Annotated in this window: 10 protein-coding genes; 4 read left to right on the forward strand and 6 right to left on the reverse strand. The window is 71.7% G+C overall.

What is annotated here, in order from left to right; translation table 11 throughout:
• Positions 1 to 35: 35 nt before the first annotated feature.
• The 6 genes from ACFCV8_RS19040 to ACFCV8_RS19065 form a co-directional block, all read right to left on the reverse strand.
• Positions 36 to 1,880: an alpha-keto acid decarboxylase family protein gene (locus tag ACFCV8_RS19040; protein ID WP_376686525.1), complete on the reverse strand. Its 1,845-nt coding sequence runs from the start codon at positions 1,878 to 1,880 to the stop codon at positions 36 to 38.
• On the reverse strand, positions 1,877 to 3,988 hold the full coding sequence (locus ACFCV8_RS19045) for a flavin monoamine oxidase family protein (RefSeq protein WP_376686526.1): 2,112 nt from the start codon (positions 3,986 to 3,988) through the stop codon (positions 1,877 to 1,879). The genes ACFCV8_RS19040 and ACFCV8_RS19045 overlap by 4 nt, the downstream gene beginning before the upstream one ends.
• A complete protein-coding gene (locus ACFCV8_RS19050) occupies positions 3,985 to 4,200 on the reverse strand; it encodes a hypothetical protein (RefSeq protein ID WP_376686527.1) in 216 nt (71 codons plus the stop codon). The genes ACFCV8_RS19045 and ACFCV8_RS19050 overlap by 4 nt, the downstream gene beginning before the upstream one ends.
• A 636-nt stretch (positions 4,201 to 4,836) precedes the next feature.
• Entirely contained in the window at positions 4,837 to 6,321 is a 1,485-nt protein-coding gene (locus ACFCV8_RS19055) for an MFS transporter (protein WP_376686528.1), read from the reverse strand.
• Between the two features lie 101 nt (positions 6,322 to 6,422).
• Positions 6,423 to 6,872 carry an Rrf2 family transcriptional regulator gene (locus ACFCV8_RS19060; protein ID WP_376686529.1) on the reverse strand — a complete coding sequence of 150 codons (450 nt, stop codon included), beginning with the start codon at positions 6,870 to 6,872 and terminating at the stop codon, positions 6,423 to 6,425.
• A 243-nt stretch (positions 6,873 to 7,115) separates the two neighbouring features.
• Positions 7,116 to 7,790, reverse strand: a complete 675-nt coding sequence (locus tag ACFCV8_RS19065; protein WP_376686530.1) for a CBS domain-containing protein — start codon at positions 7,788 to 7,790, stop codon at positions 7,116 to 7,118.
• Between the two features lie 605 nt (positions 7,791 to 8,395).
• On the opposite strand from ACFCV8_RS19065, the gene ACFCV8_RS19070 reads away from it, so the two are divergent.
• The 4 genes from ACFCV8_RS19070 to ACFCV8_RS19085 all read left to right on the forward strand — a co-directional run bounded on the left by ACFCV8_RS19070 (position 8,396) and on the right by ACFCV8_RS19085 (position 11,960).
• Positions 8,396 to 9,295, forward strand: coding sequence for a universal stress protein (locus ACFCV8_RS19070; RefSeq protein ID WP_376686531.1), 900 nt, complete (start codon positions 8,396 to 8,398; stop codon positions 9,293 to 9,295).
• A gap of 173 nt (positions 9,296 to 9,468) precedes the next feature.
• A complete protein-coding gene (locus tag ACFCV8_RS19075) occupies positions 9,469 to 10,374 on the forward strand; it encodes a universal stress protein (RefSeq protein ID WP_376686532.1) in 906 nt (301 codons plus the stop codon).
• On the forward strand, positions 10,371 to 11,279 hold the full coding sequence (locus ACFCV8_RS19080) for a universal stress protein (RefSeq protein ID WP_376686533.1): 909 nt from the start codon (positions 10,371 to 10,373) through the stop codon (positions 11,277 to 11,279). The genes ACFCV8_RS19075 and ACFCV8_RS19080 overlap by 4 nt, the downstream gene beginning before the upstream one ends.
• Before the next feature lie 222 nt (positions 11,280 to 11,501).
• The gene (locus ACFCV8_RS19085; RefSeq protein ID WP_376686534.1) at positions 11,502 to 11,960 is read left to right on the forward strand and encodes an Hsp20/alpha crystallin family protein; all 459 of its coding nucleotides are present in this window, start codon (positions 11,502 to 11,504) and stop codon (positions 11,958 to 11,960) included.
• The last annotated feature ends 18 nt before the right edge of the window (positions 11,961 to 11,978 follow it).

The raw sequence follows: 11,978 nt of genomic DNA on the forward strand, positions 1-11,978 counted from the left end.
GCCCTCGGGCCGGGGCCGGTGCGCCGTACGGCGGGTTACCCGCACTTCTCGTCGATCTTGTACTGGAGTGCCCGCGGGTAGTCGTGCCGGTTGAGCCGGATCCGGGCCAGGATCGGGGCGTGGTTGATGTCGTTGCCCGGATCGGCGATCTCGAGCAGCAGTGACTCGAGCTCGGTGTGGGTGGCGAGCTCCCGCCCGTGCATCCGGTCCTTCTCCGAGCCGAAGACCTCCGCCAGCTTCTCGTACCGCCACGGGTGCAGCACGTTGTAGAAGTCGGCCCCGTCGGACGGCTTCTCCTTGTAGTAGCAGGGGCTGACCAGCATCTGTTCGATGCCGTAGAAGCCCTCGTTGTCCAGGACGAAGACCACCGGCCGCAGATGGTTGCGCACATGCGTGGACAGCTCCTGGCACACCTCCTGGAACGAGCCGTCCCCGACGAACACCAGAGGCCGCTTGAGCGGCTCCTGGCGGCCCAGAGCCACTCCGGTGGCCGCGCCGACCGAGTAGCCGATGGACAGCCAGCTGTTCTGCGCCACGAAGCTCGCCCGCTCGGCCATCCGCAGATTCATCGAACCCAGCAGCGCGAACGCCGCGTCCGAGACCACGGTGAACGGCGAGGTGGCCCCCGGTCCTTCGCCGTCCGCCTGGCTCAGCAGGAAGGCGTTCATGTGCTGGAAGAACCCGTCGTACGTGAGCTCCTCGGGGTGGTCCGTGCTGCTCAGGCCGGTCAGGAAGGCGGCCGTGCTCGCCGGGACCCGCCGGTTCCTGGCGTGTGCCAGCGCGAAGGGGTCGGTCTCGAACGCCCGCTCGTCGAAAGCGGCACCCAGTGCGTCCCGCAGCGCCGGGACGAACCGCGCCAGCTGGATGTCCGGGAAGTACTGGGCGCCGACGCTGACACCATCGCGGGCGGCCACGATCCAGTCGTCGCCGATCGACTTCTCGCCACCGAGGTTCTTCGACGTCGACCAGGTGCCGAGGCCGATCCGGCACCCGGCGGCCTGGAACGCCTCGCGTACCTCCGGCAGACTCGCCCTGCCGTTGTAGACGCCAGTGAAGCCCGGGGTGTTCTCGGAGACCACGGACTTCGCGCCGACCGTGGTGAAGAACGGGATGCCGGTCAGCCGCACCAGCGAGACCAGCTCCTGCTCCAGCCGGTTGCGTTCGAGCTCCTCGCCCGCCCAGAGCACCGGCGTGCCGAGCCGTTCGACCAGCTTCACCGAGGCCTCCACCGCCTTGGCGAGCATTTCCTCGTTCTTCTTGGTGAACGGCCGTTCCTGGCGGCGGAGTTCTCCCTGTGGCTCGGCGCACGGGGCGTGCCAGAGGTCTTCCATCACCTCCAGGTAGACCGGCCTGCGCTCGGTCAGCCCGGCGATGATCGCGCTGTCGATCTGCGAGGGCGCGAGCCCGGGGTTGGAGATCACCTGCGCGTCCACCGTGACCTGCCGGTAGACCTCCAGGTTGCTCTCCGGGCGCTGGCTCATGTGCGAGGTGAGCAGGCCCACCGCCTGGTAGTTGAGCCACTGCTCGTACGACGGCGCCCCGTTGATCGCGATCACCGGTACGTACTCGACGTACGCGCCGCCGATCGGGTTGAGCAGGCTGAACGCGCCCACGCCGTAGGTGACCGCGACGGCGGCGACGCCCTGCTCACCCTTGGTGAGGTCGGCGTCTGCCGCCCGCACCCGGGCGTAGGCGTCGGCGGCGTAACCGCCGCCGATCTCGGTCGGGGTGCCGACCCAGCGCACCTTGGTGGTGGCGTGCATGATCGTCAGGAACGGGCCGAGAAGGTCGCCCGGCACCCCGAACAGGTACTGGATGCCCAACTGTTCCAGTCTGGTGGCCAGATATCGGCCCACCGTCCACTCGCTGTTGTCGCTCATCGGCTCAGTACCTCCGCTCTGGGTGCGCGGCCGGTCCGCGCCTCGGGCCGGATCTCCGGTTTGACGCGGGGCGGCGGGGCGGGCGCCTCGTGCACGGCGATCGCCGCGCGGACGGCGGTCTCCACCGCGCCCTCGATCCAGGCGTGCTTGAGCGAGACGTGCTCGCCGGCGAAGTGCACCGGGCCCTCCGGCTTGACCACGTCGAGGTGGAAGCTGGTCATCTGGTGCGGGGTGTACACCGCGGCCTCGCCGAAGGCGTACGGGTCGCGCAGCCAGCTCTGGGTCTGGCCGCAACCGGTGTAGAACACCTCGATCCGCCGGCCGTGCACCGACTGGAGGTTGCGCAGCGCGTACACGTACCGTTCGGCGTCCTCCATCGAGTCCCAGCGCACCGCGTCGTCCGACCAGCTGTAGCTGGCCAGCACCACGCCGCCGCCGTCGCTGCCGGGCACCGGGTGGGAGGGGTAGTACATGAAGCGGTTGGGGTTGTCGGTGGTCGAACCGCCGCCGAAGCAGTTGGTGGCGGGGCGCACGCTCGCCCGGCGCAGCGGGGTGTGCCGGAAGACCTCGAACTGCTCCTGGTCGATCCTGCTGGAGTCCACGCTCGGGTGGGCGCCGAGCAGCACCCTCGGCAGGTTGGGCGGCGGCCGGTGCCCGTTGTGCGCGGCCGCGACAGCGGCCTCCGCGTCCTCCTCGCCGGCCCGCTGGTAGTACTCGTACAGGCCGGGTTCGATGGAGTCGAGCTCGTCCTTCCAGTCCGCCTCGGTGAACTCCCACCACCGGCGGGAGAACTCCAGCAGCACCTTGGTGGCCTGGTCGTAGTGCGTCTCGATGATCGCCCGGCGCTTCTTGTACGAGTACGGGGGATCGACCTGGACGAACCGCAGCGCGGAGAACGGCACGGTGACGATCGCGAAGTCGCCCGTCCAGACATTGGGTTCGGCCTCCGGGGCGCCCTCGGGCACGGTGTGGACGGCGACCCGCGGTCCGGTCGGTCCGACGTCCTCGCCGGCCGCGCCGTCGCGGCGCGGATCCCAGTACTCCATCCGGATCATCCGCTCGCCCATCTCGATCTCGTCCTGGAGCTGCATGGCCAGGGCGTGCGGCAGCTGCCAGCTGCCGCCCTCGATCTCCCAGTAGGTGGCGTCCGGGTTGATGTCGCTGCGCCCCAGGAAGGTGTGGAAGAAGGACAGGTGCAGCCGCGAGGTCATGTTCTCGATCGTGCCGATCGCCTCGATGGCCTCGTCGCTGAAACCCGCGTACTCGCGCAGGTAGCGGCCCATCGAGTAGCCGTCGAAGTCGCGGATCACCCGGGCCCAGCCGTCCAGCCACTCGGCGAACGGTTTACGCACCCGCTTGCCGTCCTCGATGTACGAGTAGTAGTCGCGGACCGGCTCCAGCGCCTGGTTGACCATCTCGGCGGCGGTGATCCGCACCTCGTCGCCGGTGAGGTGGAAGCCCTCGTTGACGCTGCTGGGGTCGGCGGCGTACTCGCTGCGGCGGGCCTGGATCCGGTTGGTGCGGATCCAGCTGTTGAAGCGCTTGACCGGCTCGCGGAAGTCCGGGCTGTCCTCGCCGTACTTCCAGACCTTGCCGTCCTCGAAGGACTCGTAGACCACCGGAGGGGCGGGCGGGTTCTGGTTTCCGGTGTCGGGATCGACGTCGACGTTGTAGAACAGCTGTCGCGTCAGGCCGAGGCTGTCGACCAGGGCCAGCGTGAGGGGGTGGAAGCTCGGCAGCCTCATCGCCCCGGCCTCCGCGTACTGCTCCGGGTCGCTGAACGGGCTGTCCCGCTCGTCGCCGGTGGTGCGGAAGGTCTTGATCCGCCCGCCGACCCGGTTGGCGTTGGCCTCCAGGACGGTGACGTTGTGTCCGGCGTCCTTGAGCAGCTTCCCGGCGACCAGGCCGGCGATCCCGGCGCCCACGATCAGCACGTTCTTGGGCTCGTCGGTCTCCGGGACGCCCCCCTTGACCAGTACGTCGAGGTAGCGAAGCTTCAGGTCCTTGTCGTCGGGGCCGACCAGCAGCAGTTCGCGGGCCAGCTGCCGGCAGGTCTGCCAGCGGGCACGGTCATCGGCCGTGCCCTCGATGGTGGGGTTCTCGTTCATGGCTTCTCCTTGCCGCTCAGGAGCCGACCGGCTTGGTGGGGGAGGTCCTCGCCCTCGGTGAGCTGTCGCGGTGCGGTGATCGAGGGGGTGAAGGAGTGGAGCGCGCCCGTGGTGCGGACGAAACGCTTCATGCCGACCGCGCCGGAGGCGCCGTCCGCGAGCTCGGCCGAGGCCTTGCCGGTGAGAGCGGCGGCGATCAATGATGATCGCAAAGTGTGACGAAACTGACACTTAAAGTAACTATGTCGCTCCCGTGGGCCCTGTCAAACGGAGGAGGGGACCCCTCGGCAGGTCACGGAGCGTCGCCGGATGGGGCGTCCCCGCGCGGGAAGCCGAGTGTTTCGGCCGCCCGCGGCCTGCGAGGCCGTCGCGAACCCCGCTGCGAAGAGCGGGGAGCGGAGGGGGTGTCGCCCGGCAACCGTCGTGACGACGAGTGCCGCCCGGTGTGACGGTCCGAAGCCGGATGCCCAAGGACCGGAGAGCCGGGTACGGGCCCGTACCCGGCCGCATGACGGTTCCGTGGGCCGGGCGGCAGCGGCGGTAGGGGCGGCTGCGCACCGGATTCATCCGGTCGAGTGTGTGATCGGTGTTCCAGGGCGGGCCGTCGGCCGCTTCGCGTGATGTTCGACGAGCGTTCGGAGCGCGGCCGGTGAAGAGTGGCTCACGTGCGGGGCCGGCCCCCGTGACCTCCGGGCGTGCGCGGCCGTGCCGGTCGTGCGGTGCTGCTTCGCGCGGGGCGCCCACGGCTCGGCCGGACCTTCGGCCGCCCCCCCGGGGACGTCGGTGGCCCGATCCCGGAAGTGCCCCCTGTGACAACAATGGTCTTCACCGTGATCCCCCTCGGGTTCCTACTGGACGTTGTTCGCTTCGCGCGCCGCCGTGGCCACCGGGGCCGCCTCGGCCCTCGATCCGGCCCCGGCCCCTCCGCCGCCCGTGCGACGCATCCGTGACGCGACGACGAGCGTGAGGACGACGACCGCAGCCATGGCCAGGAAGACGTCGGAGTAGGCCGAGCCGTCGTCCCCGGAGTGGAGGGGGTTGACGGCGTCACCGCCGCTCTGCCGCCTGGCGGACACCAGCACGCCGAACACGGCGGGGCCGGTACCGGCCCCGAGGAACTGGGCCCCCTGGAGGATCCCGAGACCGGCGCCGGTCTGTTCGGGAGGCAGCTCGCCGGCCGCGGCGCCGATGATGGTGGTCATCACGAGCATGAAGCCGATGCTCAGCCCGAGGATCCCGACACCGGCGAAGACCGCGGAGGAGCTGCCGGTGAAGGACGACAGGAGCAGCGAGAACAGCCCGATGAGACCGAGCCCGCAAAGCACCGGGAGTCGCGCGTCGACGCGGTCGGCGAGGCGCCCGATCCACGGCGAGAGGAGCGCGGTCACGACGCCGGCCGGGATCATCACCAAGGCGCCCTCGCCCGGGGTGAGTTCGTTGACCTCCACCAGCAGCAGCGGGACGAACACCAGGCCGCCGAGGTTGACGGCCATGGCCAGGAACGCGACGAGGATGCCGGTCCGGTAGACGTGATTGGTGAACAGCGATGGCGGAACGAACGGCTGATCGACGCGGACGGTGCGCGCCCCGAAGAGTGCGAGCGCCACGATCGCCGCCGCGAGGCTGCCCCAGGACAGGGGTTCGCCGAAGCCGGAGACCTGTGCCCGGGTCATGCCGAACAGGACGAGGCCGGCTCCGAGGCCGAGGAGCAGGCCACCGGGGAGGTCGATCCGTCCCGAGCCCCGAGGAGTCCCGTCCGGGAGTACGTGCAGGGCCGGGAAGAGCAGCAGCAGTGAGACCGCCAGCATGATCCAGAACAGCGCGGGCCAGCCGAGCGCCTGCCCGACGCCACCGCCCAACGCCGGTCCGGCGGCGGTGCCGACGCCCGCTCCGGCGGAGACGACGCCGATCCCGGCGCCGCGCCGTCGAGGCGGCAGCAGGGTGGTGACGGCGACGATCGAGAGCACGGGGATCGCGGCCGCGCCGATACCCGTCACGATCCGCCCTGCCACGAGTACGGCCAGACTCGGGGAGATCGCGCAGATCAGGCTTCCGGCAGCGTAGGTGAGGAGTGCGAAGGCGAAGAGGCGGCGCAGGCTCACACGGTCCGAAACGCGGCCGTACAGGGGAATCCCGACCGAGAACATCAACAGGAAGCCGGTGACGACCCAGGCGAGTTCGGCCTCGGACGCCCCGAACTCGGCCCCGATCGTCGGAAGCATCAGATTGACCATGTCGCTGGCCGTGACCGTGACGAGGATCGCGGGTACCAGCACGGCGAGTAAGCCCGGTCCCGAGCCGGTCCGCTCGGCCGTTGTGGACGTGGAAGTCATGCGAAGCCCTTCAAGCGAATTTCTGCAACCATGATGGTTGCAGTTAGGGTAAAAGAATGACGGAGGGCATTGCCTCCGCCGTTGATGAGTCGGTAAATCAGTCAGTCGGTGACGCGCTGCGCGGCCTCGCGCTCGCTGGCCAGCACCTGCCGGACGAGGTGGGTGATCGTCGTGCGCCCGAGCCGTTCCTTCAGGGCCCGCTCCGCGTCCTGGAACTCCACCTCGAGCAGTTTCTGCATGTTCCGCCCCACCTCGCATTCGGCGCTCGGTGGATGCGGGTGCCGTGAAAGGACCGGCCCCGGCTCCACGGCGGTGTAGGCGTCGTAGAGCGTGATCTCGCGGGCGGGCCGGGTGAGCGACCAGCCGCCGTTGCGCCCCTCGGTGGACCGGACCAGGCCGGCGTCGCGCAGGCTGCCGAGGATCCGCCGCACCAGAACCGGATTGCTGGCCAGGCTCTCCGCGATCTCCGCGGAGGTCAGCGAGCGGTCCCAGCGCCCCAGCATGGTGAGTGCGTGAATCGCGACCGCGCTCCTGCTGCTGATGCTCACCATGACCCCTTCGTGACCGTCGCCCCGCCCATATAACTGCAACGACGCTAGTGGCAGTTTGATCGGCCTGTCAATCCGGCATCCCGGTCGTGGCGTCGCTCCGGGGACCGGCCCGGAACGCATGGCCCTGGGGCCGGTCGGGCCCGTGGGAGGGTGCGGCGGCGAGGCCGTGCGCGTGCGGTGTCACCGGGGCCGGCCCGGCGGGCCCGGTACCGGTCCACCGGGAAGCGGCTGCGCGGGGGACCGTCAGCGGCCTTCCCGGACGGTGTCGTCGACGTCGTAGGTGAGACGGGTGGAGGAGACCGAGACCACTCCGTCGACCATGGCGCACATCCGCTCGACGGCCGGGATCATGCCCCGGAACGGCACCTTCCCGCCGAGTTCCACCTGGCCCTCGCTCACCCGGACGGTGAGGGAGTCCGGAGCGAGGCGCAGGGTGGCGACGAGTACGTCGTCGACGATCTCGCGGCGGATGGCCTCGTCCGGGCGGAGGAAGACCCGCATCAGGTCGCGACGGCTGACGATCCCCTGGAGCCGGTCCTCGGCGTCGACCACGACGAGGCGCTTGATGTCCTGGATCTCCATCAGCCGGGCCGCCTCCGCCACCGTCCAGTCGGGGCGTGCGCACACGGCGGGCGCCGACATCAGTTCCTCGGCGCGGACACCTCGGGCCTTCGCGTCCTCCCACGCCTCCAGCCCGGGCACGGGCGGCAGGTCCCCCGGCGCGGCGGCCCGGTCGGCGGCCTTGCGCAGGAGGTCCCCTTCGGAGACCACGCCGAGCACCCTGCCGTCGCGGTCGACCACGGGCACCGCGGTCACCCGGCGCTGTGCCAGCACCCTGGCGATCTCCTTGAACGGGGCGTCGCCGCGGACGCTCACCACGTCACGGGTCATCAGCTCTGCGATCCTGCTGTGACGCATCTTCCACTCCCTTCCGGTGCGGGCGGTACCGGAACGTTCCGGGGGCTCGTCGCGGTGGCCCTCTCACGTGCGCCCGGTGCGTCGTCCGGGCCGTCTCGGCGAGGTTCCGGCCCGGCCGCGCCGTGGCGGCCGGTGAGGTCATCGGCCCGGCCGCCGTCTCCGCGTCGGGCCGATGATCTCGTGGGCCTCGTCGGCCCCATCGGCCTCAAGGGCCGGGGAGCTCGGCGGCGGTACGCGGACGACCGGCCTCCGACACTGCAGCCGACGGCCGCCGTCCGCCGTGCACGAGCGCCCTCGCGCCCCGCTCGGCGAGGAAACGGGCGGAATCCTCGAACGCTGTCGGGAGAGCCGTGGTGACGACGCCGTGCGTCACCGCTCAGAAAGCCGTTCGATGCCGCTTGACGGCCCTCCTCACGGGATGACGGTCTCCCGCACCGGCCCGGGAACCCCGGCAGGTCCCACCCTGCCGCGCCGGCGCGGCCCGCGGGCAGTGCCGAACGGCCCCCTTCCGGGACCGAGCCCGGTACCGACCGGCCCTACCCGCCCCCACCGTCCGGTGCGAGCGTGGCGGCAGGCCACCGAACGAACGGAAGGCGGTGGGCAGGATGGAATCCCCCCTGGTGGTGGGCGTCGACGGCTCCGAGGCCAGCCTCACGGCCCTGGACTGGGCCGTCGACGAGGCGGTGCGGCACCAGCGCCCGCTGCGGATCGTGCACGCTTCGCTGTGGGAGCACTACGAAGGGGCCGCGTCGCCGGCGTCCGCAGAGCGGCCCTCGGCACAGGAGCTCATCGAGAACATCGCCGTCGCAGCGGCGGAGCGGGCGGAGAAGCGGTCCCCCGGCCTCTCCGTCACCACCGATGTCGCCGCCGAGGATCCGACAGCGGCGTTGCTCAGGGAGGGACGGAACGCCATGGCCGTGGTCCTCGGATCGCGGGGGCGGAGCGAGATCGGCGATCTCCTCCTCGGGTCGGTCGGCCTCCTCGTCGCGTCCAGGGCCTCCTGCCCGGTCGTCGTCGTACGCGGGGATCGGGACGCTCTGGAGGCGCGCCACCGTCGGGTGCTTCTGGGCATCGGTGATCACGACATGGACTCCCCGGCCGTCGGGTTCGCCTTCCGCGAGGCCGCGCTCCGGCAGGCGGAGCTCGATGTCGTGCGCACCTGGCGCAGGCCCGCCCACGAACCGGTCGACCATCTGCTCCTGACCGGTGAGCGGGGATCCCGTTTCGAGCGGGAGGCGTCCGAGGCCCTGGAAAAGGCCCTCGACGCGGGTGCGCGAGAACACCCCGAGGTACGGCTGCGCAGAAGCACGGCCGAGGGCCCCGCCCACAAGGTGCTGACCGAGCGCTCCGCCGCCGCCGACCTGCTGGTCGTCGGGGCACGCCGACGGGACGGTGCCATCGGCCTCCAGCTCGGCAGAGTGGCCCACCGCGCCCTGCACCACGCCGCGTGCCCCGTCGCCGTCGTACCGCAGCACCGGCACCCGCCCCTGGACGCGGAAGCCTGACATCGGGGGCCGGTGGGGCTCGGGCCACCACCGGCCGCCCTCCCGGCGGAGAAGGGCCGCACAGTCCCCGCCGGAGCCGAACGGCCCGTGCCGACGGAGCCCGCGGCGACGTCGGCGCGACAGGTGCGGCCCCGGGGTGCGTGAGATCCCCGGGGCGGACCGAAGGAGGAATCATGGACAGCGAGACCCCCACCGGGTCCGGGCTTGCCGACGTCGTCGTGGGGATCGACGGTTCTCCCGCCGCCCGGACGGCCGCGTTCTGGGCCGCCGCGGAAGCGGACCGCCGGTCGCGCACGCTGCGCCTCGTGCACGCCACCGACACCGATCGGCGCACCCACCGCGACGACGCCGAATCGATCCGGGCGGTACGCGAAGCCGGCCGGAACCTGCTGGCCGAGACCGCGGACGCCGTCCGGCAACGTTTCCCCGACCTCACCGTCGCCCAGGAGATCGATCATCATGAACCGGTCGCCGCGCTCCTGACCGCCGCCGGCCGCCGGGGAACGGCCGTGGTCGGCAGCAGAGGTCTCGGAGGCTTCTCCGCCCTCCTGCTCGGCTCCGTGGGGCTGGGGGCGGCGGCCCGCGCGGAGGTGCCCGTGGTCGTCGTACGCGGGGAGGCGGAGCGGCCCGAGTCGGGCTCGGTGACCGCGGCGGTGCGTGACTCCGCGGACCTGGAGTGGCTGTTCCTCGCCGCCGCGGAGGCGGACATCCGCAAGGCGGCACTGCGCATCGTGAGCGTGTGGAACGTGCTCGCCCACATCGGCACCGTGGCGACGATGCTCGACGACCTCGACGAGATCGCCCAGCGGCGGGTACACGAGATGAAGGCACTCGCCGACCGGGTCCGCGCGAAGTTTCCCGGACTGATCGTCGGGCACCACGTGGAGGCCGGGACGAGTATCCCCGGGGTCCTGATCGGGGCGAGCGCCCATACCGACCTGATCGTGATGGGCCGGGGCCGCCCCTCCACCGGCCCGGGGCCGCACCTGGGGCGTGTCGCCCACAGCCTCGTCCATCACGCGCACTGTCCGGTGGAGATCGTCCCGGCGGGCTTCGCGGACCGGGGCGGCGCACCATGAACGACCTGCTGTTCGGCGTCGACCCGAAACGGCCGGCCGTCCCCGCCCTGGCGTGGGCCGCCGCGGAGGCCGAACGCAGACGGCTGCGGCTGCGCCTGGTGGTGGCACGGCCGCCGGTCCACGACCGGCTCAGCTACGACGCCGTCGGCCACGGGAACGCCCTGCGGCTGCGGGCGGAGTCGGCACTGGCCAGTGTGGAGGACCTCGTCCGGGAGCTGCGCCTCGACGTGCGGACCTCGGCGGAGCTCATGAACGGGGACCCGCTCGGTGTACTGCTCGACCGGGCGGCCGACGCCACCCTGGTCGTCGTGGGATCACGCCACCTCGGCAGGGCCGCGGAAATGCTCGGCGGGAGTTCGGTGGCCGTTCCGCTCGCGGCGCACGCGCCCTGCCCCGTCGTCGTGGTCAGCGCGCCGGAGCACACCGCCGTGCACCCGCCGACCGTCGTCGTCGGCGTGGACGGCAGCGAGGACAGCCGGGCGGCCGTCGCCTTCGCCATGGAGGAGGCCAGCCTGCGCGAGGCACGGCTCAGGGCGGTCTGGGTCCGGCCCCGCACGGTCCTCAGGCGTGAGGACACCGGGACCGGACGGGCCCGGTGGCGGCGCCTGCTCGCCGAGTCCGTTGCCGGCTGGGCGGAGCGCTACCCGGACGTGCACGTCTCCGAAGAGGTCTGCCGGGGACACCCGGTCGAACAGCTCGCCCTGGCCGCGCAGTCCTCCCTCGCCCTCGTCGTGGGCCGTACGGGACGGGGCGGGTACACGGGCATGTACATCGGCTCGACGGTTCACGGACTGCTGCACCACGCCGCCTGCCCCGTGATCACCGTCCCCTCCGCCACGCGGTACGCGAGCGAGGGTGACGCCGTACCGGCCCGGAAGCCACGATCCCGTACGGCCGGCCGGTAGCCGCCGTACCGACCCGTGGGCGGGGGCTGCGCGGGACGTGCCCGGCATGGGCCGGTCGGGCCCTGGGGGACCGGGCCCTTTCGGCCCCGCCGACGGCCCCCTTCGGGCGCTGCGCGCCGCGTCGCTCCGGTGGGAAGGTGGAGAGAGGGAGCCGGACCGGGCTCCGTGTCCGACCCGTCCGTGGGGCGGCCCCCCTCGGGCCCGTGCACGAGGAGCAGGACGATGACCGGTGCGAAGGTGGAGCGCAGGCACAGCATTTTCCCGGACTTCAACGACTGGTTCAGCAGGGAGTTCCCGGGGCTGCCCGGCTGGCGCCCCGACTCCGCGGCCCACTCCATCCCGGTGGAGGTCACCCGCGGCGACGGCGTGTACGTGCTGCGGGCCGAGCTTCCCGGAATGGACCCGGACCAGGACATCACCATCACGGCCGACGGCGACCTGATCACGGTGAGCGCCGAGCACGGCGAGAGCACGGAGGACACCGAGCACTCGGAGTTCCGCTACGGCTCGTTCCGCCGGACCGTGCGCCTTCCGGACCGGGTTCCCGCCGAAGGTGTCGAAGCCTCCTACGCGGACGGCATCCTCACCGTCCGTGTCCCGATGCCGGACCAGGACACGCAGACGGCGCGGACCATCCCGGTGAAGCGGGCCGGCACCCCCGACGACGGTGACCGGCCCTGAGCCGCGAAGGTGCGCGCC

This window comes from Streptomyces sp. NPDC056347 (genome assembly GCF_042262625.1).
GTDB lineage: Bacteria > Actinomycetota > Actinomycetes > Streptomycetales > Streptomycetaceae > Streptomyces.